At 63.3% G+C, this 24,338-nt stretch carries 23 protein-coding genes and 1 pseudogene (1 of these 24 only partly in view); 12 read left to right on the forward strand and 12 right to left on the reverse strand.

Translation table 11 applies throughout. The features are described 5' to 3' along the window. Positions 1-37: 37 nt before the first annotated feature. Both hisD and hisG read right to left on the reverse strand, forming a co-directional pair. Positions 38-1,351: a histidinol dehydrogenase gene (hisD, locus tag QZ613_RS01405; RefSeq protein ID WP_043565233.1), complete on the reverse strand. Its 1,314-nt coding sequence runs from the start codon at positions 1,349-1,351 to the stop codon at positions 38-40. Further along, on the reverse strand, positions 1,348-1,992 hold the full coding sequence (gene hisG, locus QZ613_RS01410; protein ID WP_043565231.1) for an ATP phosphoribosyltransferase: 645 nt from the start codon (positions 1,990-1,992) through the stop codon (positions 1,348-1,350). Before hisG ends, hisD begins: the two co-directional genes overlap by 4 nt. Positions 1,993-2,332: 340 nt before the next feature. Here hisG and QZ613_RS01415 point away from each other — a divergent pair, with 340 nt between their 5' ends. Then, positions 2,333-3,763, forward strand: a complete 1,431-nt coding sequence (locus tag QZ613_RS01415) for a hemolysin family protein (protein WP_043565229.1) — start codon at positions 2,333-2,335, stop codon at positions 3,761-3,763. Between the two features lie 34 nt (positions 3,764-3,797). On the opposite strand, the gene QZ613_RS01420 is transcribed toward QZ613_RS01415, so the two are convergent. The 3 genes from QZ613_RS01420 to apbC all read right to left on the reverse strand — a co-directional run bounded on the left by QZ613_RS01420 (position 3,798) and on the right by apbC (position 7,961). Beyond that, positions 3,798-6,035 carry an arginine/lysine/ornithine decarboxylase gene (locus tag QZ613_RS01420; RefSeq protein WP_043565228.1) on the reverse strand — a complete coding sequence of 746 codons (2,238 nt, stop codon included), beginning with the start codon at positions 6,033-6,035 and terminating at the stop codon, positions 3,798-3,800. A 108-nt stretch (positions 6,036-6,143) separates the two neighbouring features. Beyond that, complete coding sequence (gene dcd / locus QZ613_RS01425) at positions 6,144-6,710, reverse strand: dCTP deaminase (protein ID WP_043565226.1); 567 nt, start codon at positions 6,708-6,710, stop codon at positions 6,144-6,146. Between the two features lie 159 nt (positions 6,711-6,869). After that, complete coding sequence (apbC, locus tag QZ613_RS01430; RefSeq protein ID WP_043565224.1) at positions 6,870-7,961, reverse strand: iron-sulfur cluster carrier protein ApbC; 1,092 nt, start codon at positions 7,959-7,961, stop codon at positions 6,870-6,872. Between the two features lie 154 nt (positions 7,962-8,115). Between apbC and QZ613_RS01435 the strand changes: the two are divergent. Continuing rightward, positions 8,116-9,117 (forward strand): annotated as a pseudogene (locus tag QZ613_RS01435) (PLP-dependent cysteine synthase family protein); the annotation flags it as partial. Positions 9,118-9,277: 160 nt separating this feature from the next. On the opposite strand, the gene QZ613_RS01440 reads toward QZ613_RS01435, so the two are convergent. Together QZ613_RS01440 and QZ613_RS01445 are read right to left on the reverse strand one after the other, a co-directional pair. Beyond that, positions 9,278-10,093: an inositol monophosphatase family protein gene (locus QZ613_RS01440; RefSeq protein ID WP_043565320.1), complete on the reverse strand. Its 816-nt coding sequence runs from the start codon at positions 10,091-10,093 to the stop codon at positions 9,278-9,280. A 63-nt stretch (positions 10,094-10,156) separates the two neighbouring features. After that, complete coding sequence (locus QZ613_RS01445; protein ID WP_291863318.1) at positions 10,157-10,708, reverse strand: thioredoxin family protein; 552 nt, start codon at positions 10,706-10,708, stop codon at positions 10,157-10,159. Positions 10,709-10,761: 53 nt separating this feature from the next. Here QZ613_RS01445 and QZ613_RS01450 point away from each other — a divergent pair, with 53 nt between their 5' ends. From QZ613_RS01450 to QZ613_RS01465, 4 genes are all read left to right on the forward strand, one after another. After that, the gene (locus QZ613_RS01450; protein WP_043565218.1) at positions 10,762-11,514 is read left to right on the forward strand and encodes a 16S rRNA (uracil(1498)-N(3))-methyltransferase; all 753 of its coding nucleotides are present in this window, start codon (positions 10,762-10,764) and stop codon (positions 11,512-11,514) included. Positions 11,515-11,517: 3 nt separating this feature from the next. Further along, positions 11,518-13,167, forward strand: coding sequence for a polyphosphate:AMP phosphotransferase (pap, locus tag QZ613_RS01455; protein ID WP_043565217.1), 1,650 nt, complete (start codon positions 11,518-11,520; stop codon positions 13,165-13,167). A gap of 1 nt (position 13,168) precedes the next feature. Next, the gene (gene argA, locus QZ613_RS01460; RefSeq protein ID WP_043565216.1) at positions 13,169-14,488 is read left to right on the forward strand and encodes an amino-acid N-acetyltransferase; all 1,320 of its coding nucleotides are present in this window, start codon (positions 13,169-13,171) and stop codon (positions 14,486-14,488) included. Positions 14,489-14,584: 96 nt separating this feature from the next. Further along, the gene (locus QZ613_RS01465) at positions 14,585-14,857 is read left to right on the forward strand and encodes an oxidative damage protection protein (RefSeq protein WP_043565215.1); all 273 of its coding nucleotides are present in this window, start codon (positions 14,585-14,587) and stop codon (positions 14,855-14,857) included. A gap of 130 nt (positions 14,858-14,987) precedes the next feature. On the opposite strand, the gene rpiA is transcribed toward QZ613_RS01465, so the two are convergent. Further along, positions 14,988-15,650 carry a ribose-5-phosphate isomerase RpiA gene (gene rpiA, locus QZ613_RS01470; protein ID WP_291863314.1) on the reverse strand — a complete coding sequence of 221 codons (663 nt, stop codon included), beginning with the start codon at positions 15,648-15,650 and terminating at the stop codon, positions 14,988-14,990. Between the two features lie 196 nt (positions 15,651-15,846). Between rpiA and QZ613_RS01475 the strand changes: the two genes are divergently transcribed. Further along, entirely contained in the window at positions 15,847-16,221 is a 375-nt protein-coding gene (locus QZ613_RS01475) for a diacylglycerol kinase (RefSeq protein WP_043565212.1), read from the forward strand. A 48-nt stretch (positions 16,222-16,269) separates the two neighbouring features. Here QZ613_RS01475 and ftsX read toward each other — a convergent pair whose 3' ends face one another. From ftsX to ftsY, 3 genes are read right to left on the reverse strand one after another with little or no spacing between them, the layout of a single operon-like run. Further along, on the reverse strand, positions 16,270-17,169 hold the full coding sequence (ftsX, locus tag QZ613_RS01480; RefSeq protein WP_291863310.1) for a permease-like cell division protein FtsX: 900 nt from the start codon (positions 17,167-17,169) through the stop codon (positions 16,270-16,272). Then, positions 17,166-17,855 (reverse strand): cell division ATP-binding protein FtsE, encoded by a 690-nt coding sequence (gene ftsE / locus QZ613_RS01485; protein WP_043565209.1) that lies wholly within the window; start codon positions 17,853-17,855, stop codon positions 17,166-17,168. The genes ftsX and ftsE overlap by 4 nt, the downstream gene beginning before the upstream one ends. After that, positions 17,852-18,841, reverse strand: coding sequence for a signal recognition particle-docking protein FtsY (gene ftsY, locus QZ613_RS01490; protein WP_043565207.1), 990 nt, complete (start codon positions 18,839-18,841; stop codon positions 17,852-17,854). Before ftsY ends, ftsE begins: the two co-directional genes overlap by 4 nt. A 97-nt stretch (positions 18,842-18,938) precedes the next feature. On the opposite strand from ftsY, the gene QZ613_RS01495 reads away from it, so the two are divergent. From QZ613_RS01495 to QZ613_RS01515, 5 genes are read left to right on the forward strand one after another with little or no spacing between them, the layout of a single operon-like run. After that, on the forward strand, positions 18,939-20,303 hold the full coding sequence (locus QZ613_RS01495) for a pitrilysin family protein (RefSeq protein WP_291863307.1): 1,365 nt from the start codon (positions 18,939-18,941) through the stop codon (positions 20,301-20,303). Positions 20,304-20,313: 10 nt separating this feature from the next. Beyond that, the gene (locus QZ613_RS01500; protein WP_291863305.1) at positions 20,314-21,609 is read left to right on the forward strand and encodes a pitrilysin family protein; all 1,296 of its coding nucleotides are present in this window, start codon (positions 20,314-20,316) and stop codon (positions 21,607-21,609) included. 4 nt (positions 21,610-21,613) lie between these two features. After that, complete coding sequence (gene rsmD / locus QZ613_RS01505) at positions 21,614-22,168, forward strand: 16S rRNA (guanine(966)-N(2))-methyltransferase RsmD (RefSeq protein ID WP_291863334.1); 555 nt, start codon at positions 21,614-21,616, stop codon at positions 22,166-22,168. Next, positions 22,161-22,658 (forward strand): pantetheine-phosphate adenylyltransferase, encoded by a 498-nt coding sequence (coaD, locus tag QZ613_RS01510; protein ID WP_043565317.1) that lies wholly within the window; start codon positions 22,161-22,163, stop codon positions 22,656-22,658. The genes rsmD and coaD overlap by 8 nt, the downstream gene beginning before the upstream one ends. Positions 22,659-22,671: 13 nt before the next feature. Then, positions 22,672-22,932, forward strand: coding sequence for a YfhL family 4Fe-4S dicluster ferredoxin (locus tag QZ613_RS01515; protein WP_043565200.1), 261 nt, complete (start codon positions 22,672-22,674; stop codon positions 22,930-22,932). 102 nt (positions 22,933-23,034) lie between these two features. Here QZ613_RS01515 and QZ613_RS01520 read toward each other — a convergent pair whose 3' ends face one another. Then, a protein-coding gene (locus QZ613_RS01520) for a peptidoglycan DD-metalloendopeptidase family protein (RefSeq protein ID WP_291863303.1) crosses the window boundary here: on the reverse strand, positions 23,035-24,338 show its 3' portion. 25 nt of this gene lie beyond the right edge of the window; only the last 1,304 of its 1,329 coding nucleotides appear in the window; the start codon falls outside the window, past its right edge; it ends in the stop codon at positions 23,035-23,037.

A 24,338-nucleotide genomic window follows, 5' to 3' on the forward strand; every position in this document is an offset into this window, starting at 1 on the left:
GCTGCGCCGCGGCGCTGAGCGTCGCCAGGCGTCGCGCTCAGCTTTCGATGCGATACTCGGCTGATCTGGCGTGTGCCGGCAGGCCTTCGCCGTAGGCCAGCGTCGCCGCAATGCGCCCCAGCGTTTTCGACGCCGCCTGCGATACGCGGATCAGGCTGGTCCGCTTCTGAAAGTCATAGACCCCCAGCGGCGACGAGAAGCGCGCGCTGCCCGAGGTCGGCAGAACGTGGTTCGGACCCGCGCAGTAGTCGCCCAGCGACTCGGAGCTGTAGCGGCCGATGAAAATCGCACCGGCGTGGTCGATTTTCGCCACCCAGGCTTCCGCGTCCTCGAGCGACAGTTCGAGGTGTTCGGGAGCGATGCGGTTGGCGATCCGGCAAGCCTCGTCCAGATCGCGCACCTCGATCAGTGCGCCGCGATTTTCCAGCGCGGCACGGATGACCTGCCGGCGTGGCATGGTCGGCAGGAGTCTTTCCAGTGCCGCCGCGACGCGCTCGATATACGCGGCGTCCGGACAGAGCAGCAGCGATTGCGCCAGTTCGTCGTGCTCGGCTTGCGAAAACAGATCCATCGCCACCCAGTCGGGGTCGGTATGGCCATCGCAGATCACCAGGATCTCCGATGGGCCGGCGACCATGTCGATGCCGACGACGCCGAAGACGCGGCGCTTGGCCGCGGCGACGTAGGCGTTGCCAGGGCCGACGATCTTGTCTACCGGCGGAACCGTTTGCGTGCCATAGGCCAGCGCCGCAACCGCCTGCGCGCCGCCGATGGTGAACACGCGATCGACGCCGACCAGCGCCGCGGCAGCGAGGACCAGCGGGTTCTGCTCGCCGGCAGGTGTCGGTACGACCATGATCAACTCGCCGACACCGGCGACGCGCGCCGGAATGGCGTTCATCAGTACCGATGACGGGTACGACGCCTTGCCGCCAGGCACATAGAGACCGACGCGGTCGAGCGGCGTGATCTTCTGGCCAAGCATGGTGCCGCGTGTTCCTGCGCCGTCATCTTCGTATTGCCAGCTCTGCAGGGTCTGCCGTTGATGGTAGCTGCGTACACGGCTCGCCGCTGCTTCGAGCGCCTGGCGCTGCGCAACCGGAAGGCCGTGCAGCGCTTCCTGCAGCGCTTTCTGAGGAATCTCCAGTGCCGTCATCGAGCTCGCCTGCAGGCCGTCGAAACGCTGCGTGTACTCGATCACCGCTGCGTCGCCGCGGGCTCTGACATCGGCCAGAATGTCGGCGACCGTTCTCTCTATGCCCTCGTCCTGTGTCGCCTCGAAAGCGAGCAGGGCGTCGAGTCTGGTCGCGAAATCGGCGTCGGCGCTGTTCAGGCGCTTGATCGCGATCATCGGTCGACGACCGCGGCGATGGCGTCGAGAATCGGCTCCAGTGCCTCGCGCTTCAGTTTGAGCGCCGCCTGATTGACGATCAGGCTCGACGAGATATCCATGACGTGCTCGACGGCGATGAGATTGTTCGCTTTCAGCGTGCTGCCGGTGGATACCAGATCAACGATGGCGTCGGCGAGACCGGCCAGCGGCGCCAACTCCATCGAGCCGTAGAGCTTGATCAGGTCAACATGCACTCCCTTGGCGGCGAAGTGCTGGCGAGCGATGTTCACGTACTTGCTGGCGACCTTGAGTCGCGCACCCTGGCGGACGGCGTTGCCGTAATCGAAGCCGGCAGGAATGGCGACCATCATTCGACACTTGGCGATTCTCAGGTCGATCGGTTGGTACAGCCCCTCGCTGCCGTGTTCGAGCAGGACATCCTTGCCCGCGACGCCGAGGTCGGCGGCTCCGTACTGCACGTACGTCGGCGCGTCGGTGGCGCGGACGATGACCAGGCGCACGTCAGCCCGGCTGGTCGGGATGATCAGCTTGCGCGAGGTCTCGGGATCCTCGAGCGGCTCGATGCCGGCGGCGGCCAACAGCGGCAGCGTCTCTTCAAAAATTCTGCCCTTCGAGAGGGCGATGGTGATGCCATTCACGGCGCGTTTCCTGCTCGACAACGAAGCGCGCATTCTACCGCAATGCTGCTGGGCTGCCTGCCCTGAACCGGGTGCCATGCTTTCGCCCGGGAGAGCGGCGGGGTTGGTGCGCGTGGCGCGAGGTTTTGGCGCGGCTGACGGCACGCCAAGATAGCTGTCTGCGCGCACAAATAGCGTATTATTCGCGCGCAATTGCAAATGACAGCCGGAAGCGGACGAAAAACGCAAAAAACATGCATGACCAGGCCGCACGCTGGCGAGCCGCCAAATCGGTGCCATCGGTCGCACCAGGACCCCCAATGGGTCTTTCGGTTACTGCAGATATCGGAGGAGTGATGGCATGGAACAAATGACTATCTATATCAATCTCGTACTTATTCTGGTCTTCATCGCCGGCAACGCCTTTTTCGTGGGCTCGGAGATCGCCATCTCGTCGGCCCGTCGTAGCCGGATCAAGCAGTTGTCCGAGATGGGTGACAAGCGCGCGGCAAGGGTCGAGATGCTGCACAATGAACCGGAGCGCTTCTACTCGGTGACCCAGGTGGGTATCACCCTGGTTTCCCTGGGCCTGGGCGCGGTCGGTATGGAGACGATAAGCACGCTGACCGATTCGACCTTCGTCGCCCTTTTCATGCTCTTCGGCGACAGCGCAGCTCTGACCAAGGCTGCGCATACCATGTCCTACGTTTTCGCCTTCATCGCCATTTCCTTTCTGCACGTGGTCGCTGGCGAACTGGCGCCCAAGGTCCTCGCTTTCCACAAGGCCGAACAACTGAGCATGGCCGTCGGCGGGACGATCAACGTCCTGTATCTGACTTTCAAACCACTGATACACGTCATGAAGATGTCCTCGAACGCTCTACTCAGGCTCTTCGGGCAGCGGAATCTGGAAGGCCATGGGGAAAGTCACTTCACGATGTCAGTCGAGGAGATTCGCATGATTCTCTCGGCCAGCGAGAAGGACGGCACGCTCGCCCCCGAGGAGACGCAGATGATCCGCGGGGTTTTCAAGCTCGACGAACACACGGTACGCGAGGCAATGATTCCGCGTACGGCCATTCGCGCCTTGACGCAGGATGACACGCTTGCCGATGCCTTGCGGGTCTTCCGTGACGTGCCGCACGCGCGCTTTCCGATCTGCGACAAGAGCCTCGACCGGATTACGGGCGTCGTGGCGATCAAGGAGTTGCTGACGGTGATGGCGGAAAGCAGCGGCCAGACACTCGAAGAGGTCAGCAGGCGACCGGTCGGCGATTTTGCGCAGGCGCCGTTTATCGTTCCGAACAGCAAGTCGCTGAGCGACCTGCTCAAGGAGTTCAAGCGCACCCGTCAGCAGATGGCGATCGTGATCGACGAATACGGTGGCACCGAAGGGATCATCACCCTCGAAGATATTCTCGAAGAAATCGTCGGCGAGTACGAGGACGAATTCACGCGTCAGGGGAGGCGGCTGAAGAAGCTGGTCGGCAGTCAGTACGAGATCGACGCATCGATGCGGGTAACCGATCTGGAAAACCTGCTCGATTTCCCGTTCCCGCTGGACGATGACTACGTTACTCTCGCCGGGCTGTTTTACAAGAAGCTGGGCAACGTGCCGAAAATTGGCGACTCCGTCGAGCTCGAAGGTGGCCGTCTGACGGTGCTGGAAATGGACAACCACCGGATCACGCTCTTGAAGTTCGAAGATACTGCCGTCGGCGCTGACGGAGTCGTGCGCCTCGTTGAAGACTCTTCAGCGGCAGATGCCGCTACCATCAGTTCGGCATCCTGACAAAAGAGTGGGCGGAAGGGGCGGCAGCACGTTCTCAGCGAACGCAATCCACCGAGTAGACCGGCTTGCCATTGACCACTGCCTTGACCAGGCCGTGGACGTCGGTTTCGAAGCCCGGGAAGCGCTCATTGAAATCGCGCGCGAAGCGAAGGTAACGGACGATGGTGGCGTTGAAGCGCTCGCCGGGAATGAGTAGCGGAATTCCCGGTGGGTAGGGCGTCAGCAAGGTGCTGGTGATCCGCCCTTCGAGTTGGTCGATCGGCACACGGTCGATCTCGCGGTGCGCCATGCGCGCGAAAGCGTCGGTCGGTTTCATCGCCGGCTCCATGTCCGAGAGGTACATCTCGGTGGTCAGGTGGGCGACGTCGTTGGCCGCGTAGATGCCGTGAATCTGCTTGCACAGGTCCTTCAGCCCGTAGCCGGCATAACGGGCGTTCTTGGCCAGGAACTCGGGCATCACTTTCCACAGTGGCAGGTTCTGATCGTAGCCGTCCTTGAACTGCTGCAGTTCGGTGACCATCGTGTTCCAACGGCCCTTGGTAATGCCGATGGTGAACATGATGAAGAAGGAATACAGGCCGCACTTCTCGACGATGATGCCGTGTTCGGCCAGATACTTGGTGACGATTGCCGCCGGAATTCCCCAGTCGGCGAAGTCGCCATCGACATCCAGTCCCGGCGTGATGATCGTCGCCTTGATCGGATCGAGCATGTTGAAGCCTTCGGCGAGCATGCCAAAGCCATGCCAGCGTTCGCCGGGCTTGAGGATCCATGCGGCGCGTTCTTCGATGCCTTCTTCGGAAAGATCGTCCGGTCCCCAGACCTTGAACCACCAGTCGGCGCCCCACTCCTGTTCGACCTTGCGCATCGCGCGCCGGAAGTTGAGCGCTTCGGCAATCGATTCTTCGACCAGCGCCGTTCCGCCCGGTGCCTCCATCATCGCCGCGGCGACGTCGCAGGAAGCGATGATTGCGTACTGCGGCGACGTCGAGGTGTGCATCAGATAGGCCTCGTTGAAGATGTCGCGGTCGAGTTTGCGCTCTTGCGAATCCTGTACCAGGATTTGTGACGCCTGCGACAGGCCGGCGAGCAACTTGTGCGTCGATTGCGTCGAGAAGATCATGGTGTCCTTGCAGCGCGGCCGGTCAGCCCCGATCGCATGGTAGTCGCCATAAAAATCATGGAACGCGGCATGCGGCAGCCAGGCCTCGTCGAAGTGCAGCGTGTCGATCGCGCCGTCGAGCATCTCCTTGATTTCCTCGACGTTGTAGAGGATGCCGTCGTAAGTGCTCTGGGTAATGGTCAGCACGCGCGGCTTGGCCTTGACGTCGCGGGCGAAGGGATGCGACTCGATCTTCTTGCGGATGTTTTCCCAGCGGAACTGTTCCTTGGGAATCGGTCCGATGATTCCGTAGTGGTTCCTGGTCGGCATCAGGAATACCGGTATCGCGCCGGTCATGATGATCGAGTGAAGCACCGATTTGTGGCAGTTGCGATCGACGATGACCACGTCGCCTGGCGCGACGGTCGAGTGCCAGACGATCTTGTTCGACGTCGAAGTGCCATTGGTCACGAAAAAAAGGTGATCGGAACAGAAGATGCGCGCCGCATTGCGCTCCGAGGCGGCGACCGGGCCGGTATGGTCGAGCAATTGGCCGAGTTCCTCGACCGCGTTGCAGACATCGGCGCGCAGCATGTTCTCGCCGAAGAACTGATGGAACATGCGCCCAACCGGGCTCTTCAGGAAGGCTACGCCGCCCGAGTGGCCCGGGCAATGCCACGAATATGAACCGTCCTCCGCATAGTGCGTCAGTGCGCGGAAGAACGGCGGCGCCAGGCTATCAAGGTAGGCCTTGGCCTCGCGTATGACGTAACGGCCGATGAATTCGGCCGTATCTTCGAACATGTGGATGAAGCCGTGCAGTTCGCGCAGGACGTCGTTGGGAATGTGCACCGAGGTGCGTGTTTCGCCATACAGGAAGATCGGGATGTCCTCGTTGCGGCAGCGGATTTCCTTGACGAAGGCGCGCAGGCTGGCGACGGTCGGTTCGGCCCTGCCTTCCCTGAAGTCTTCGTCGTCGATGGTCAGGATGAACGCCGAGGCGCGACTTTGCTGCTGGGCAAACGAGGTCAGGTCGCCATAGCTGGTGACGCCAAGCGCCTCAAAGCCCTTCTTCTCGATGGCCTTGGCCAGCGCCCGGATGCTCAGACCGCCGGTGCTTTCCGAACGGTAGTCCTTGTCGATGATGATTACCGGGAAATCGAGGTGCATGGCCAGTCCAGTACGAAATCAAGAGTGGTACGACCCGGGTCCGGCGAGCCAGGCTGCGTTGGCGACGCTTGTTGCCCGGCGACGATACGGCTGGCGTTCATGCAGGGGTCACATTTTCGGCAGTGTCACGCCGGTCTGGCCCTGGTATTTCCCGGCCCGATCCTTGTACGAGGTTTCGCATTCCTCGTCGGATTCGAAGAACAGGACCTGAGCGATGCCCTCGTTGGCGTAAATCTTTGCCGGCAGCGGTGTCGTATTCGAAAACTCCAGCGTCACGTGGCCTTCCCACTCGGGTTCGAACGGCGTCACATTGACGATGATCCCGCAGCGCGCGTAGGTGCTCTTGCCGAGACAGACGGTGAGCACGCTGCGTGGGATGCGGAAGTATTCGACCGTGCGGGCCAGGGCAAACGAGTTCGGAGGGATGATGCAGAAGTCGTTCTTGACCTCGACGAATGAATTCGGATCGAAGTTCTTCGGGTCTACGATCGTCGAGTTGAGGTTGGTGAAGAGCTTGAATTCGTTCGAGCAGCGAATGTCATAACCGTAGCTCGAAGTGCCGTAGGAGACGATCCGGCGACCGTCGATCTCGCGCACCTGGTTCGGCTCGAAAGGTTCGATCATGCCGTGCTCTACCGCCATGCGGCGGATCCACCTGTCCGACTTGATCGACATCGCTGCTCACCCTACCGTGCTAACCCTGGAAAGGTGCCCATTCTACGGCGTCCAGCCGGGAGAAGGAACCGCTTCTCGTCGGGCTGCCAGGCGACCCGGCGCACGGCCGGGTGCAATGTGGCAGCGCCAATGGCGCCGGCACGCCTCTTTCTCCAGCGCTCAGGTGTTCTGGACGACGATGCTCGGAAACTTGGCGCTCATGTCGCGGCTGCGCTCGGCCACCTTGAGCGCGAGCCGACGAGCAATCGTGCGGTAGATCTCGGCCGCCCGCGAGTCCGGCGCGCCGACCACGGTTGGCGTGCCCGCATCGGTCAACTCGCGGATCGAAAGCTCCAGTGGCAGGGCGCCGAGGAACTCGGTGCCGTAGTCCTGGCACATCTGCTGACCGCCGCCGTGGCCGAAGATGTGTTCTTCGTGGCCGCACTGCGAGCAGATGTGGATGCTCATGTTCTCGACCAGTCCGAGAATCGGGATGCCCACCTTCTCGAACATCTTGAGGCCCTTGCGGGCGTCGATCAGCGCGATGTCCTGCGGCGTGGTGACGATCACCGCGCCCGTCACGGGAACCTTCTGCGCCAGCGTCAGCTGCGTGTCGCCGGTTCCCGGCGGCATGTCGACAATGAGGTAATCGACGTCGTCCCAGCTGGTCTGCTTGAGCAGCTGTTCGAGGGCTTGTGTGACCATGGGTCCGCGCCAGACCATCGGCGAATCGATATCGATCATGAAGCCGATCGACATCGCCTGCAGGCCGTGCGCACGCAGCGGATCCATCGTCTTGCCATCCTCGGACTCCGGCTTCTGGCCCGCCAGACCGAGCATCTGCGGCTGCGAAGGGCCGTAGATGTCGGCGTCGAGCAAACCCACTGTGGCGCCTTCCTGCGCCAGCGCCAGGGCCAGGTTCACGGCCGTCGTGCTCTTGCCGACGCCGCCCTTGCCGGAGGCCACGGCGATGATGTTCTTGACGCCGGGGAGTGGCTTCAGTCCGCGCTGTACGGTATGGGCGACGATCTTGACGCTGACGTTGACGCTGACATTGCCAATTCCGGCGATTGTTCTCAGTTTCTCGATCACCGCCCGCCGGATTTCGTCGAGCTGTGTTTTCGCCGGGTAACCGAGTTCGATCTCCAGCGAGACGTCGGCCCCCTCGACCTTGATGTTCTTCGCCGAACGCGTCGACAGGTAATCTTTTTCGGTGTTCGGATCGATCAGATCCTTCAGCGCCGCCTGTACGGCTTCAATCGTTACAGCCATGGTTGCCAAAACTCCTTTGATGTATACCTGAGTGATTTAGTAAAGTTTACCCGAAAAAGCGCTGCAGCACACGTGCAGCGGCGCATAAGCCACGCGCCGTGGCGCCGTGAGGGATGCCTTTGTCTCCCGCCGGCTGCCCTGTTAAGCTCGCTGCATGAAGACGACTTCCGGACTCTCTCGCGGCGCCGACAAGAGCTGGGTGCTGGCTGCCATTCGCCGCATCGAAGCCGACTTCCAGCGCTCCAGCGATACCCACCTCATCCCTTTGCCGCTACCCGGTTTCCCGGGCGTCGATCTCTATCTGAAGGACGAATCGAGTCACCCCACGGGCAGTCTCAAACACCGTCTGGCGCGCTCGCTGTTTCTCTATGCGCTGTGCAACGGCTGGTTACGCGAGGGGAGTACGGTGGTCGAGGCGTCGAGCGGTTCGACGGCCATCTCCGAGGCCTATTTTGCCCGCCTCGTCGGCCTGCCTTTTCTCGCCGTGATGCCGGAGTCGACGTCGCAGGAGAAGGTTGCGGCGATCGAATTCCAGGGCGGCCGCTGCCACTTCATTGACGACCCGATGAGCATCTACAGCGAAGCACAGCGCCTGGCCGACAAGTTCGGTGGTTACTACATGGATCAGTTCACCTACGCCGAGCGAGCAACCGACTGACGTTCCAACAACAACATCGCCGAGTCGATTTTCGACCAGATGCGGCTCGAAAAGTACCCCGTTCCGAGCTGGTTGGTCTCGAGTGCCGGTACCGGCGGTACCGTCGCTACCCTCGGCCGTTACGTGCGCTACCGTGCGCGGCCAACGCGCGTCTGCGCCGCGGACGCCGAGTACTCGGTCTTTTTCGACCACTATCGCCACCGGGACCCGGAGCTACGTGTGCACAAAGGCTCACGCATCGAGGGTATTGGCCGGCCACGCGTCGAGGCGTCGTTCCTGCCCGAGGTGATCGACGCCATGGTCAAGGTGCCGGACGTCTGGTCGGTGGCGGCGATGTACGAGCTCTCCACGCGTCTGGGACGCAGCGTCGGCCCGTCGACGGGCACCAATCTGATCGCCGCGCTGGCGTGCATGGACGAGATGCGCGCGAGTGGCGAAAGCGGCTCGGTGGTGACCCTGCTTTGTGACGCCGGGCAGCGCTACGCGGATACCTACTTCAGCCACGACTGGTTGCAGCGCGCCGGCCTCCATTGCGCCAGCGAGCGAGTCGCGGTGGCGGCCTCGCTCGATTCCGGTGAGATTGCCACGTCGCTGGCTGCCAGTTGGCAGACCGCGGGGGAACTGCCCAGCGATCCCGGCCGCTAGGCGCCGCTGCCGCTCAGCTTTGGGTCGTTGCCGGCAGGCTGTTCTGTCGCACCCAGTTGCGCCAGGTGGCAAAGACCGTTGGGTTGAGTGCGGCGATCACGGAGCGACGCCAGACGTCTTCGGCGTCATAGTCATCGTTGCTCAGGGTGCACACCTGTCCGCCGGTTTCGCGCAGGATGAGGCTGCCAGCGGCGTAGTCCCAGAGTTTCTGGCCGCCGTGCAGGTAGAGGTCGAGACGGCCGGCGGCGAGGTTACACCAGTCGAGTGTCGAGCTGCCGAAGTTGCGCTGTGAATAGAACGGCGGGCTGACGGCAATGCGATCAGCGAGTTGCTTGGGGATGCGCTTGAAGTCCACGCCGCCGACGGCGCGCCCGATGTCGGCCGTTACCGCGCGCAGCGGCAGGCGGCGGCCATTGAGGTAGGCGCCGTTGCCTTCGCGAGCATAGAACATTTCGTCGGTGATCGGGTTGTAGGTCACCGCCAGCCGCGTCCGCCGCGCGCGTATCCAGGCCACCGAAACGGCGAAGAAGGGGAGGCCGTTGATGAAGTTGGTCGTGCCGTCGATCGGGTCGATGCACCACAGCCCGTCGTTGTCGTTGCTGCCGCCATGCCAGGCAGCACGTTGCGTCTCCGGCGTCATCTCTTCGCCGATGATCGGGCACTTGCGGATCTTCAGCAGACGTCCATGCAGGAAATTTTCGGCAGCCACATCCGCTTCCGAGCAGAAGGACCCGTCGTCCTTGCGCTGATCGTGAATGACGCGCAGGAAGCGCGGCATTATCTCGCGCTGCGCCACCTCGCGGACCAGCGCGACAACGCCGTCGAGCATGCGTTTGAGTTCGCTGTCAGCGGCCGCCAGTCTGGCCGCACTATCGATACCGTTCATCGTGAATCAGGCGCGCCATTTGATCGAACAACCGATGCTGGCGACCTGTTCGCGAGGACCCTGTCCGGTCTCGGCGACCATGCGCATGGCTTCCAGCAACTCGCGACGAGCGTCCGTCGCCGCGGGCAGGCGGCCGCTGGCGTCGAGACGGCCGCGGTACTGCAGCTCCAGTCGGCCGTTGAACCCGAAGAAGTCGGGTGTGCAAACGGCCGCGTAGCTGCGCGCGACGTTCTGTGTCGTGTCGCAGAGGTAGGGGAAGGAAAAGTTGCGCTGGCGGGCCAGTTGCTGCATGTTTTCAAGAGAATCCTCGGGATATTCGCTGGGGTCGTTGCTCATGATCGCGGCGACGCCGATGCCCAGTGCCTGCACTTCGCGTGCGTCGCGACAGATGCGGTCGATGATTGCCTTGACGTACGGGCAGTGGTTGCAAATGAACATCAGCAGCAGCCCGTTCGGGCCACGGAGCGAATCCAGCGTATGTCGTGAGCCCGTGGTGTCCTCGAGTTCGAAGTCTACGGCTTGCCAGCCGAAGTCACACACCGGTGTATTGAGCGCCATGACAGGGCTGCCTCCAAAGAACGACCATCCAGTAGCTAAGCTTTTATAATAACATGGTGAATGATCCCCGTTTTCATTGCCCGATCCCGCTGCTGGTCGGCGCGCGCGTCGAATTGCCCGAACGCGTTGCGCATCATGCGCTGAAGGTCTTGCGCCTGCGCAGCGGCGCTGCCTTGACGCTGTTCACCGGCAGCGGGGGGGAATATTCCGCGCGAATAGCACTTGTCGAGCGTTCGCGAGTCAGCGTCGAGGTCCTCGGCTGGTCGCCCATCGAGCGTGAATCGCCGCTTGCGATCACCCTGGTGCAGGCGCTGCAGGCGGGTGAAAAAATGGACTTGACGGTGCAGAAGGCGGTCGAACTTGGCGTCCAGCGTATCGTGCCGGTGGTTTCGCGGCGCAGTGTGGTGCGTCTCGCCGACGAGCGCGCCCTGCGTCGGCTCGAGCACTGGCGAGGTGTCGTCGCCGCCGCCGGCGAACAGTGCGGCAGAAACCGTCTGCCGGAGGTCGCCGCACCGGAGAGCATTGGCGACTGGTTGGCGCGCCGGCCCGGGTCGGATGTCCTGCGCTTGCTGCTCGCGCCGACTGCCGGATGCTCGTTGATGGGCGTGCCGGCGCCTGTCCCCGGCACGCGTGTAGAACTGCTGATCGGCGCCGAGGGTGGACTGGCGCCAGAGGAAATGCAACTGGCGTCGCAGTGCGGTTTTTTGTCGGTGCGTCTCGGCCCGCGTATCCTGCGCACCGAGACCGCCGGTCTGGCTGCGCTCGCGGCGATCCAGTTTTTGTGGGGTGACCTGAAAGAGGAGTAAGGAATGTTTGAATCGGCCGAGCTGGGACACAAGATCGACAAGGCAACCTACCGTGAAGAGGTCCCCAAGTTGCGCGCGGCGCTGCTTGAGGTGCAAGGACAGTTGAGCGAGAACGGCAGCTTTCCGGTGATCGTTCTGATCAGCGGTGTCGATGGATCGGGCAAGGGCGAAACCATCAATGTCCTGTACGAGTGGATGGACCCGCGCTTCCTGTCGACCCATGCCTTCTACGCTCCCACCGCCGAAGAGAAGGCGCGCCCGTCGATGTGGCGTTACTGGCGGGCACTGCCGCCGAAAGGTCGGGTCGGAATTTTCTCCGGCTCCTGGTATTCGGCGCCGATCGCCGAACGCATCAGCGGCGAAATGCCGCGCTCCGCTTTCGATCAGCGCATGGACGAACTCAACCGCTTCGAGGCGATGCTGGTCAATGAGGGCGCGCTGGTGCTCAAGTTCTGGATTCACCTGTCCAAGGACGCACAACGGCAGCGCTTGACCGACATCGAAGCCAACCCCTTGACCAAGTGGCGAGTCACCAAGGCCAGTTGGGATCGTCTGAAGACCTACGACAAACTGCAGGAAGTGGCCGGTCATCTGCTGCGTACCACCAGTACGCCCGGGGCGCCGTGGATTATCGTCGAAGGGACCGACGACCGCTATCGTTCGCTGACCGTTGGCAAGACGATTCTCGACGCCGTCCAGCAGCGTTTGGCGGACAAGCGGCCGCCGCAGAGCACGCCGGTCGCGCCAGCCTTGTCGCCACGCATCGACGGTCTTGACGTGCTCAGTGCGCTGGACATGTCGCAAAGCCTGCCGAAGAGCGTTTACTCACCCGAGCTGGCGAAGTGGCAGGGGCGCCTGGCGGAGCTGACGCGTCACCCGGAGTTCAAGAAACGCGCCTTGATTCTCGCTTTCGAGGGCTCCGATGCGGCCGGCAAGGGGGGCGCCATCCGGCGCATCATTTCGGCCATGGACGCCCGCCAGTATCAGATCGTTCCGATCGCTGCACCGACCGAGGAGGAGCGCGCGCAGCCGTATCTCTGGCGCTTCTGGCGGCATATGCCGCGTCTCGGACGGGTGGTGATCTTCGACCGCACCTGGTACGGCCGAGTGCTGGTCGAGCGAGTCGAAGGCTTCTGCAGCGAAGCCGACTGGCAGCGCGCTTACGCCGAAATCAACGATTTCGAACACGATATCTTCCACGCTGGCGGTATCGTCATCAAGTTCTGGCTGCAGATCACTGACGAGGAACAGTTGCAGCGCTTCGAGCAGCGCGCGGAGGTTGAGCACAAGCGTTTCAAGATAACCGAGGAAGACTGGCGTAACCGCGACAAGGCCGGGCCCTACCATGAGGCTGTCTGCGACATGATGGATCGCACCAGTTCCGGAACCGCTCCGTGGACCATCGTCGAGGCCAACGACAAGTATTTCGCGCGCGTCAAGGTCCTGCAGACCATCTGCGAGCGGATCGAGAAGGAGCTGAAGCTCGCGCCGATGAAGGAACCCAAGGTCCCGAAGGCGGCAAAAGCAGCCAAGGCCGCAAAAGCCGAGAAGGCGAAAGACGTCAAAGAGGCCAAGGAGGTCAAGGAGGCCAAGGAGGCCAGCAAGGGCGGCGAATCCGAGGCGCTCGACGCAAAGGCCGAAGCTGCCGAGTGACATGTCGGACGACTTCAGCTCTGCCCACTTCGTTACCTGGTTCCGTTCGGTTGCGCCGTACGTCAATCTGTTTCGTGGCAAGACTTTTCTGATCGCTTTTGGCGGCAAGGCAATTGCCGGGCCGCTGGCGCGTACGCTGGCCTACGACGTTAACCTTCTGGCGGCGCTTGGCGTTCGCCTGATCCTGGTTCACGGCGCGCGGCCGCAGATCGAGGAGTTGCTGCGCCAGAAGGGGCTGGAGTCGGTCTATCACGGCAACTATCGTGTCACCGATGCCAGCGCCCTCGATTGTGCGATCGACGCGGTGGGCAGCATCTACGTCAGGATCGAGGCCCTGTTGTCACAGGGTCTCGCCGATACGCCAATGGCCAATAGCACGATCAGGGTCGTCGGCGGCAATTTCGTGACCGCGCGGCCGCTCGGTGTCGTCGATGGCGTCGACCTGCAGTATTCGGGTCAGGTGCGCAAGGTCGACAGCGAGGGGATTCGCGCGCAGCTGGGCCTCGGCAACATCGTTCTGCTGTCCTGCCTGGGGTCGAGCCCGACCGGAGAGATCTTCAATCTCGCCGTGGAGGAGGTGGCCGAGGCGGTCGCCTCGTCGCTGCCGGTAGACAAGCTCATCTTCCTGACCGACAGCCGCGGCGCCACCGACATCGATGGCGCGCTGCTCGACGAGTTGACGGTGGACGCGGCCGAGCGGCTGGTCAGCCTGGGTGACTGGCTGTCGAGCGATCTGAAGCGTTATCTCCCCTGCGCGGTGCGCGCCGGCCGTGCCGGTGTCGGACGAGTGCACATGATCGGTTACGACGAGGACGGTACGCTATTGCGCGAGCTGTTTACGCGTGACGGCGTGGGCACGGTCATCAGCCGCGAGTCGCTTGAAATCCTGCGCGACGCTCGCCCCGACGATATCGGCGGCCTGGTGGCGCTGATCGAACCGCTCGAAGCAGAAGGTTCCCTGGTTCGCCGGTCACGAGAGTTGCTGGAGCGCGAGATATCGCGCTTCTCGGTCGTTGAACACGATCGGGTGATCGTCGCCTGCGCGGCACTTTACCCTTATGGCGCCGAGGAGGCCGAGCTGGCTTGTGTGGCCGTGCACCCGCATTATCGTCGTTGGGGTTATGGCGCATTGCTGATGAAGCGCATCGAGGCCAAGGCGCGTGCTTCGGGAGTCAAGCGCCTGTTCGTGCTGACGACCGTGACCTCGCAGTGGTTCAGGGAGCGCGGCTTCGTCGTGCGCCAGGTCGATCAGCTGCCGGCCGAAAAGCGGCTGGTCTATAACCTGCAGCGTCGTTCCAAGGTGCTGATCAAGTATCTCTAGGTTTTTCCCGTGTTTTCCGCTCGGTCCGTGCGGCCGGCGGGGACGCATAACGTTTGGCTCTGCGGGCTGTCCGCAGCGTTTCAAGGAGTGGGTTGCATGGCAAGAATGGTTAACTGCATCAAGCTGGGGCGTGAGGCTGAAGGTCTTGATTTTCCCCCCTATCCGGGTGAGTTGGGCAAGCGCATTTATGAAGAAGTCTCCAAGGAGGCGTGGCAGCAATGGGTTCGCATGCAGACCATGATCATCAACGAGAATCGCCTCAACCTTGCCGATGCCGCACACCGCAAGTACCTGGCCGAGCAGCTGGAGAGGCATTTCTTTGGGAGCGGCGCCGACGCCGTGCAGGGTTACGTACCCCCCAAGCCGTAGCCGCCGCTGGATTCCGCTCAGCGCGCGGTTGGTGATCCAGGGCGTGGCTTGCTCGCTTGCCGTGATGCTGGCCAGTGCCGGACGCTGGCGCAAGGGCCGGCGTCCGCCTTGAGCGACCCGGCGCGATGGTTCATTTCGCGCTCAGCGTCTGCACGCCACCCTGCGTGGCGAGCAGACAGACATCGGCCGGCCGGTGGGCGAACAGGCCATTGGTCACCACGCCGACGATCTGGTTGATCCGCGTTTCCAGGGCGCTGGCGTCGAGGATGGCGAGTCCGCTGACGTCCACGATCAGATTGCCGTTATCGGTCACGAAACCCTCGCGCAGCCTCGGCGTGCCGCCAATTGCCGCCAGTTGGCGGCAGACGTGGCCGATGGCCATGGGAATGACTTCGACGGGCAGCGGGAAGTGACCCAGTACCGTGACCAGTTTGCTGCCGTCGGCGATGCAGACGAACTTCGCGGCCACCGCGGCGACGATCTTTTCACGGGTCAGGGCGCCGCCGCCGCCCTTGATCATCTGCAGCGTGGCGTTGATCTCGTCGGCACCGTCGACGTATACCGGGATGACGTCCACCGTGTCGAGATCGAAGACCGTGATGCCGTGGCCTTCGAGTCGCTTGCGGGTGGTTTCGGAACTGGCCACGGCTCCGCGGATCCGGTGGCGAATTCCGGCCAGCTCGTCAATGAAGCAGTTGGCGGTCGATCCCGTTCCGACGCCGACGATTTCCCCGTCGACCAGGTAGGCAAGGGCTGCACGGGCTACGGCTTTCTTCTGTTCGTCCTGGGTCATTGCGGCGCTCTGTTTGTTGGGGTGTGACCAGCGGAATCGTTGCTGACCGATTGAATAGGGCGGCATTGTAGCGAAGCCCGGCAAGTGACGACAGTCTCGGCCGCTGGCTGGCCGCAGCAAGCGTCGCAGCGTCACCGCCAGGGATCGCCGGCGACGCCGGTATACTTGCCGCTCATCGCCTTAGCAGGGGAGTACCGTGACTGACGAAAGCCCGTTCAAGGGGAAGACCGGTTGGCAAAGGGTCTGGAATGCGTTTCACTATTCGCTGGCGGGGCTGCGCGCTGCCTACCTTGCCGAAGACGCTTTTCGCCAGGAGGTGCTGCTCGCCGTGCTGCTCGTACCGCTGGCGTTTTTTTTGGCCCCGGACGGCGTCGGCCGGGCGTTGATGATCGCGAGCGTATTGCTGGTCCTGATCGTCGAACTGCTAAACTCGGCGATCGAGGCGACCGTAGACCGGATATCGCTCGACAGCCACCCCTTGGCCAAGCGCGCCAAGGATATCGGCAGCGCCGCGGTATTGCTGGCCTTGCTCAACGTGCCCTTGGTCTGGGCTTGCGTGCTGATCGGCTGAGCCGCTCGTCGGGGCCTGCCGTTTCCCGGCCTGGCGCCGGCGCGGCCCTCAGCTGATGCGACGCAGATGGATCAGCGCCGAGATCTTGGCCCCCAGCCAGCCCAGGCCACCGCCGATGGCCGTGAGCGCGACAATGTCGTTGCCTGCCAAGCCCTGCAGGGTGAAGGAGCCGCCATAGAGGCGTGCCAGTTCCGCGACCGGAGGGGTCAGCAGATGGCTGCCGGTGCTGACCAGGGCCGCTGCGCAGAGGCCGCCGAGGGCCCCTTGCAGCATGCCGAAGTAGTGCAGCGGGCGCTGAATGTAGCTATCCGTTGCACCGATCAGCTTGGCGACTTCGATCTCCGCCGCCTGGGCCAGGATCTGCAAGCGAATGGTGTTGAAAGTGATGGCCACCAGCGCACCGGAAAAGAGCACGGCGAGCAGAACGACGATCAGTTTCCCGAGCCGGAGCAGCGCGTCGAGTCGTTTGACCCATGCCGAGTCGAGCTGAACGTGCGCCACCTTCGGCCAGCTGGCAAAGGTTTTCGCGAGCAGTTCGAGCGACTCTGGCTGCGCATCTGCCGGCGTGACGACAAAGGCGTCGGGCAGTGGGTTCTTGGGCAGGCTGCCTATGATCTCCGCCATTCCCGCGGACTCCCGCAGGCGCTTCAGCGCCTGGTCGCGAGGGACGTAGTGCCAGCTTCCCGGGCTCGCCTGCTGCAGCAGCGACTCGATTCTGGCGACCTCGGGCGGGCCGGCCTCGAGGGCCAGGAAAATGCTGATCTGCTGGACGCCAGGGGTGTCGCCGGTGACCGCTCGCAGGTTTTCTATCGCCAGCCAGCCGGCGGTCGGCAGGGTCAGCGCGACACCGATCACCAGCAATGACAGCAGCGTGTTCAGTGGTGCGCCCAGCAGGCGACGCAGCGCGTCGCGCAGCGCGGTGAGGTGTTGTACCAGCCAGGTCGTCATGGCGCGACTCCGTCTGCGGAGGGCGTACTTGCCGGCTCACTCATCTGGCCCTGGTCGAGGCGCAGAATCCGGGGATTCACCCGTGCCATGATCAGCGGGTCGTGAGTGGCAATGACTACGGTTACCCCGACCTGTTGAAAGGCGCGAAAGATGTCGATGATTTCGATCGCCGAAGCGGCGTCGAGGTTGGCCGTCGGTTCGTCGGCGAGAATGATCGCCGGCCGATTGACCACCGCTCGGGCGATCGCCAGGCGCTGCTGCTCGCCCCCGGAGAGGGTGATCGGAAAGGCTTTGGCGCGGTTCGGCAGGCCGACCTTGGCGAGCGCGGCCTGCGCGCGACGTGGCGCGTCCTTGACCGGGTGGCCGACGATCGACAGTGGCAGGAGCACGTTGTCGAGAACGCTGCGGTCGAAGAGCAGTTTCTGGTCCTGAAAGATGAGCCCCAGCTTACGGCGCAGGTAGGGAATGGCGCTCTTGCGCAGCGCCGCGAGATTCTGGCCGTTGATCACGATGCTGCCCGACGTTGGCCGCTCGATGGCGGCCAGCAGCTTGAACAGCGTCGATTTCCCGGCGCCCGAGTGCCCGGTCAGGAAGACCATTTCCCCGGCGGTGATCTCGAAGCTCACGTTCTTGAGCGCTTCGTGACCTTCAGGGTAGCGTTTGGTGACAGCGTTGGCAGTAATCACTCGAATAGCGCATCGACAAAGTCACGGGCGTGGAAGGGTCGCAGGTCGTCGATGCCTTCGCCGACGCCGATGTAGCGAACGGGTTTCGGACACTGGCGCGCGATCGCGGCGACGACACCGCCCTTGGCCGTGCCATCCAGTTTGGTCAGCACCAGGCCACTGACCTTGATCGCCTTGTCGAAGGCCATGACCTGCTGCAGTGAATTCTGGCCAAAACTGGCGTCGATGACCAGCAGGGTCTCGTGCGGTGCGGAGGGGTCGGCTTTCTGGATCACTCGCCGCACTTTGGCGATTTCGTCCATCAGATGCAACTGCGTCGGCAGGCGACCGGCCGTGTCGGCGAGCACGACGTCGATGCCGCGCGCCCTGGCGGCAGCGATGGCGTCGAAAATCACCGCCGCCGAGTCGCCGGACTGCTGGGCAATGACCGTCACCTTGTTGCGCTCGCCCCAGGTCTGCAACTGCTCACGCGCTGCGGCGCGGAAGGTGTCGCCTGCAGCGAGGAGAACCGACAGGCCCTGCGCCTGGAAGTGCTTGGCGAGTTTGCCGATCGAGGTCGTCTTGCCGGCACCGTTGACGCCGGCAATCATGATTACGAAAGGCTTGTGCGATTGCACATCAAGCGCCTCCTCGAGCGGCTGCAACAGTTCGTACATGGCGTCGGAAAGCGCCTTCTGGATCGCCTCCGGGGTGGCCAGCTTGTCGCGTTTGGCGCGCGCCTTCAGCTGGTAGAGAAGATGCTGGGTGGCGTCCAGGCCGACGTCGCTGGTCAGCAGCACGGCTTCCAGCTCTTCCAGCAGTTGCTCATCGACCGTGCCGCGGGAGAACAGCGATTTCAGCCTGCCGCCAAACTGCGCACGCGTGCGCGACAGGCCGCTCTTCAGCCGGTAGCGCCACGAGGCTGCCGCCACCTCCGCGTCTTCGCCGACGCTTGGCGTGCTGCTGGCGGGAGTAGGCTTGGGAGCCTTCTTCTGGAAACCAAACATGGTGCTTTCGTGTCTCCAAGGCGGCCGGGAAGCGGGCCGGTGGTAAGATGCCGGCGCAAGTACCGGACACATCCGGCAATTTTATCAGAAGCGATTCATGCTCATGCGCCACGCGAGACTGATTCCTCTATTGCTGCTCCTGGCCGCGCCTCCGCCCGCGCTGGCCGAAACCTTCGAGCAGCAGCTGCCGAACGGCCTGCGAGTCATCGTCAGGGAGGACAAGCGTGCGCCGACGGTCGTGCACATGGTCTGGTATCGCGCCGGCAGCATGGACGAAACGAATGGCCGAACCGGCGTCGCGCATGTCCTCGAACACATGATGTTCAAGGGCACCCCGAGCGCCGGGCCAGGCGAGTTCAACCGCCGCGTCGCCGCTGCCGGCGGCCGTGACAATGCCTTCACCAGCCGCGACTACACGGCGTATTTCCAGCAGGTGCCGAGGCACCAGCTCGCCGAGATGATGCAGCTGGAGGCCGACCGCATGCGCCATCTCACCCTCGACCGCGACGAGTTCGCGCAGGAACTCAGGGTGGTCATGGAGGAACGCCGTCTGCGCACCGATGATCAGCCGCAGTCATTGCTCTTCGAGCAGCTGACTGCCATTGCTTTTCAGGCGCACCCGTATCGCGTACCGATCATCGGCTGGATGAACGACCTCGAGAATCTGGCCCCTGCCGATGCGCGTGCCTGGTATGACAATTGGTATGCGCCGAACAATGCCTATGTGGTGGTGGTCGGCGATATCGATCATCAGGCGGTGTTCGCGCTTGCCGCGCAGCACTACGGTCCCCTGCCGGCGCGCCCGTTGCCGGTCAGAAAGCCTCAGGACGAACCCCCTCAGCTCGGCACGCGTCGGCTGACGGTCAAGGCGCCGGCAGAACTGCCGCTGCTGATGATGGCCTACAAGGTGCCGGTCATCCGCAATGTCGACCAGGATGTCGATCCCTATGCGCTGGAAATTCTCGCCGCCGTACTCGCCGGCCACGACGGCGCGCGCTTGTCGACGAACCTGGTGCGCAGGCAACGCCTGGCTGTCGAGGCCGAGGTCAGTTACGACGCGACCGCTCGCGGCCCGGGCCTCTTCTACCTGCAGGGCTCGCCCAGCGAGGGAAGGACCGTCAGCGAACTCGAGGCCGGGTTGCGTGCCGAAATCGCTGCCGTGCGGCAGAACGCTGTCACGGTGGATGAGCTTGCGCGCGCCAAGGCGCAACTGATTGCGGGCCAGATCTACAAGCTTGATTCGATGTTTGAGCAGGCCATGGAGATCGGCCAGCTGGAAGCGGTGGGTATTCCTTACACGCAGAACCGGCGCCTGATCGAAAAATTGCAGGAGGTGACCGCCGAGCAGGTTCAGGCGGTCGCCCGCAAGTACTTCGACGACCAGCAGCTGACGGTTGGCGAGCTCGATCCGCAGCCCTTGCCATCGGCGGTGCGCGCGCCGGCCGCAGCTGCTCAGCGATGAGTGCCCGGCGATGAATCCCTGCCAGCTTCTGTTCCTGCTGTTGCTTGCTCTGGGCATGCAAACGACGCACGCCGCGCCCCAAATCGAGCGCTGGCAGACGACAGCCGGCGCGCGCGTGCTGTTCGTCGAGACCCATGCGCTGCCGATTGTCGACATTCAGGTCGATTTCGCCGCCGGCACGGCCTATGAAGGCGCCGGGCAGGCGGGCGTCGCTTCCCTGACCCGCGAACTCGTCGAGCTCGGCGTCGCCGGAATGGACGAGGCGCAGCTAGCCGACCGGATGGCGGATGTCGGCGCCGAGCTGGCCGGTGGCGTCGACCGGGATCGCGCTTCGATTGCTCTGCGTACGCTGTCGATGGCCGACAAGCGCGCCGTTGCGCTTGATCTGCTCCGCGCCGTCCTGAGCACGCCCCAGTTTCCCGCCGCCGTTTTCGAGCGTGAGAAGGCGCGCTCCGTGGCTTCCCTCAAGGAAGCGCTCACCCGTCCAGAGACGCTCGCCGAGAGGGCGTTGTGGACCGCCATGTATCCGTCGCATCCGTACGGACGACAGGCGACGGCGGAGTCGGTGGCGGCGCTGGAACGGCCGCAGGTGCTCGCTTTCCATGCCGCCAATTACACCGCGCCGCGAGCGACGCTGACCATCGTTGGCGATCTGTCGCGTGCGCAAGCCGAGGCAGCGGCCGAGAAGCTGACTGCGGCATTGCCGGCAACGCCAGGCATGACCGCGATTGCCGTTCCGGAATTGCCGCGCTCCGGCGAGCAGCGGATTGCGCATCCGGCTCTGCAGGCGCACCTGCTGCTCGGATTGCCGGCGCTCAAACGCGGTGATCCTGATTTCTTCCCCCTGCTGGTTGGCAATTACTCGCTTGGCGGCGGAGGCTTTGTCTCCCGCCTGATGAAGGCGGTGCGCGATCAGCGAGGTCTGGCGTACAGCGTGCATAGTTATTTTCAGCCGCTGGCGCAGTTGGGGCCCTTCGAGATCGGTCTGCAGACCAAGAAGGAGCAGGCCCAGGAGGCGCTGAAGTTGACTCGCGAAGTACTCGCCGGCTTCCTGGCGCAAGGCCCGAGCGAAGAGGAGTTGCTGGCGGCGAAGCAGAATCTGATGGGCAGTTTTCCGCTGCGCCTCGACAGCAATCGCGGGATTCTGAACAGCGTCGCGGTCATCGGTTTCTATGAGCTGCCGCTTGATTACCTCGACCGCTACCCGGACAACATCGAAAAAGTGACTCTCGCCGACATCAAGGCTGCGTTCGCGCGTCGTGTGCGCCCGCAACACCTGGTGACGGTGATCGTCGCCGGGGAGTGAGGCGCTGAATACGGTGCGCATCATCGGCGGGGAGTGGCGGCGGCGTGTCTTGCGCTTTCCCGATTCCCCAGGTCTGCGGCCGACGCCGGATCGTGTGCGCGAGACCCTGTTCAACTGGCTGGGCAACGACCTGAGCGGCCTTTCCTGCCTCGATCTGTTCGCTGGCAGCGGCGCGCTCGGCTTCGAGGCGGCGTCGCGCGGCGCGGCCAGAGTGACGCTGGTCGACAGCTCGCCGAAGGTGGTGGCCGCGCTTGAGCTCAACGCGAGAACGCTGGGCATGGCTGGGCGCCTGGAGATTGTGCGCTCGGATGCGGTAAGATTCGCAGCTTCCGCACGCTCGCGCTTTGACGTGCTGTTTCTCGATCCGCCTTTCAATGAGGGCTGGATCGAGCGTCTGGCGACGAACGTGCCGGCCATTCTAGCCGCGGATGGCGTGATTTACGTGGAGGCTGAAAGGGCTCTGGACGGTTGCGGCGACCGGCGCACGGTGCGTCGTGGGCGGGCAGGCCAGGTTTACTATCACTTGATGAGGCGAGGCGAAGCGGATGGCGCTGAATAGGCGGATGGCAATCTATGCAGGTACCTTCGACCCGATGACCCGGGGTCACGAGGATCTCGTGCGGCGCGCGAGCTGCCTTTTCGACCGGGTAATCGTGGGGATCGCCGAGAGCCAGCCGAAGCGGCCGTTTTTCTCTCTTGAAGAGAGGGTCGAGATGGCTCGCGAGTTGTTGGTGCCCTACCCGAACGCCGAAGTCTGCGGTTTCAACGGCCTGCTGATGGATTTTTTGCACGACAAGGGTGCCAAGGTGATCATCCGCGGCCTGCGCGCGGTGTCCGATTTCGACTATGAGTTCCAGATGGCGGGGATGAACAGAAACCTGTTCCCGGAGGTCGAAACACTGTTTCTGACCCCCGGTGAGCAGTACATGTTCATTTCGGCGACCATGGTGCGGGAAGTCGCCGTGCTCGGTGGCGATGTCAGCAAGTTCGTACACCCGGCCATCTGTGAGCGGCTGGCCAAACGAGTACGAGAAATTTCAACGATCTGAAGGAACAGCAAGAATGTCTCTGATTATTACCGACGAATGCATCAACTGCGACGTGTGCGAGCCCGAATGCCCGAACGAGGCAATTACGCAGGGGGAGGAGATCTACGAGATCGACCCCAACAAGTGCACTGAATGTGTCGGGCACTACGATACACCGCAGTGCGTCGAAGTGTGCCCGGTCGATTGCATTCCCAAGGACCCCGGCAATCAGGAAAGCGAAGACCAGTTGTGGGTCAAATACGCGAAGCTGACCGGCAATCCCGGCCGGCCCTGACCGCCGAAAGTCGAACGCCGGCGTCGTATGCTTTCCGGCGAGCCGTCCCCGGTGGCAGGGACGGCTTTTTTTCGCCCGCGCCGCGCTCGTCGCTGCTGACGGCTATTCGGCGGAGGCCAGGGATATTTCCCGGGCCATCGCCAGTTGTCGCCGCTGCTTCTCGCTCGACGCCCTGAAGCTGGCCAGATGCGCCTTGTCGAGCGGAACCGCAGTTGGCAAGGCAATGGCCAGTGGATCGACCGGCTTGTCCTTGACCCGGAACTCGTAGTGCAGATGTGGGCCGGTCGCCAAGCCCGTTTGGCCGACGTAGCCAATGGTGTCGCCCTGGCGTACGCGCGCCCCTTTGCGAATTCCCGGGGCGAAGTTCTTGAGGTGGCCGTAAGCCGTCGAGTAGCTGCCTTGATGCTTGAGCACGATCAGGTTTCCGTAACCCCTCTCGCGCGCCGCCGTTTCGACGACACCGTCGGCAACCGCAAGAATGCCGGTCCCTGCGCGCGCTGCATAGTCCACGCCTTTGTGAGCTCGCCAGGTGCGCAGTATGGGATGGAAACGCGCGCCGGAAAAGCCCGACGAGATGCGGGAGAATTCTATCGGTGAGCGTAGAAACGCCTTGCGCAGGCTGCTGCCGTCGGCCGCGTGGTAAGCGCCCTCGCCCTGCTCGGGCTGAAACCAGTAGGCCTGCAGGACCTTCTGGTCATTGACCAGCTCGGCAGCCAGGATGCGCCCGCTGCGTACGGCCTGGCCGCGGTAGGTGAGAGCCTCGTAAACCAGCGAGAAGCGGTCTCCCTTGCGCAGGTCGCGATGGAAATCGACCTCGCTGCCAAAAATCGCCACCATTTGCATGGCGATGGCGTCGGGAATGTCGGCGTCGTCGGTGGCGCCGAACAGCGAGTGGTGGATTTCACCGGACTTGACGACCGTCCGGCTCTCCAGTTGCAGCGCTTGTTCATGAGCGACGAAGCCGTCACCGCTGCGTTCGACGACCAGCAGCGCGTCCTTGCCGGGTAGCTCGACGTAGAGGCTGTGCAGCTCACCCCAGGCGCCGGCCCTGGCGCTGACGGTACTGCCTGGCTGCAAGTGCCGAGCCATATCCCGTGCTTGCGGGTCGCTGCGAATGAAATTTAGCGCTTCCCCATCATAGATGCCCAGGCGGTGCATCAGGCTGGCGATCGTGTCGCTGCGGCGGACACGCTCCTCGCGCAGAAATACCGTGCTGCCGGTATCAAGCAGCGTGATGGATGGCGCCGGCAGTTTTTCGAGAACTGCGGTCAGCTTGACGGTAGCGTCCTTGGCCGACGGGGCGATGGCGAATGCGGCGACCATGCCGAGCAGTGAAAAGCCACCGATGGCGGCTGCTGCCCAGCGGTGACGACGCCGTCGGTCGTTCGTTGGGTGTGAATGCGTTA

The organism is Candidatus Accumulibacter sp. ACC005, from assembly GCF_907163215.1.
Classification (GTDB): Bacteria; Pseudomonadota; Gammaproteobacteria; order Burkholderiales; family Rhodocyclaceae; genus Accumulibacter; species Accumulibacter regalis.

Bases quoted from the DNA above. Each gene is read 5' to 3' on its own strand.
- pap (WP_043565217.1), top strand. From the start codon at position 11,518: ATGTTTGAATCGGCCGAGCTGGGACACAAGATCGACAAGGCAACCTAC.
- QZ613_RS01445 (WP_291863318.1), bottom strand. From the start codon at position 10,708: ATGGCGCTCAATACACCGGTGTGTGACTTCGGCTGGCAAGCCGTAGAC.
- apbC (WP_043565224.1), bottom strand. From the start codon at position 7,961: ATGGCTGTAACGATTGAAGCCGTACAGGCGGCGCTGAAGGATCTGATC.
- ftsY (WP_043565207.1), bottom strand. From the start codon at position 18,841: ATGTTTGGTTTCCAGAAGAAGGCTCCCAAGCCTACTCCCGCCAGCAGC.
- QZ613_RS01495 (WP_291863307.1), top strand. From the start codon at position 18,939: ATGCTCATGCGCCACGCGAGACTGATTCCTCTATTGCTGCTCCTGGCC.
- QZ613_RS01465 (WP_043565215.1), top strand. From the start codon at position 14,585: ATGGCAAGAATGGTTAACTGCATCAAGCTGGGGCGTGAGGCTGAAGGT.
- QZ613_RS01515 (WP_043565200.1), top strand. From the start codon at position 22,672: ATGTCTCTGATTATTACCGACGAATGCATCAACTGCGACGTGTGCGAG.
- QZ613_RS01500 (WP_291863305.1), top strand. From the start codon at position 20,314: ATGAATCCCTGCCAGCTTCTGTTCCTGCTGTTGCTTGCTCTGGGCATG.
- hisD (WP_043565233.1), bottom strand. From the start codon at position 1,351: ATGATCGCGATCAAGCGCCTGAACAGCGCCGACGCCGATTTCGCGACC.
- QZ613_RS01450 (WP_043565218.1), top strand. From the start codon at position 10,762: ATGGTGAATGATCCCCGTTTTCATTGCCCGATCCCGCTGCTGGTCGGC.
- QZ613_RS01440 (WP_043565320.1), bottom strand. From the start codon at position 10,093: ATGCTCGACGGCGTTGTCGCGCTGGTCCGCGAGGTGGCGCAGCGCGAG.
- QZ613_RS01420 (WP_043565228.1), bottom strand. From the start codon at position 6,035: ATGCACCTCGATTTCCCGGTAATCATCATCGACAAGGACTACCGTTCG.
- dcd (WP_043565226.1), bottom strand. From the start codon at position 6,710: ATGTCGATCAAGTCGGACAGGTGGATCCGCCGCATGGCGGTAGAGCAC.
- rpiA (WP_291863314.1), bottom strand. From the start codon at position 15,650: ATGACCCAGGACGAACAGAAGAAAGCCGTAGCCCGTGCAGCCCTTGCC.
- ftsX (WP_291863310.1), bottom strand. From the start codon at position 17,169: ATGACGACCTGGCTGGTACAACACCTCACCGCGCTGCGCGACGCGCTG.
- QZ613_RS01415 (WP_043565229.1), top strand. From the start codon at position 2,333: ATGGAACAAATGACTATCTATATCAATCTCGTACTTATTCTGGTCTTC.
- argA (WP_043565216.1), top strand. From the start codon at position 13,169: ATGTCGGACGACTTCAGCTCTGCCCACTTCGTTACCTGGTTCCGTTCG.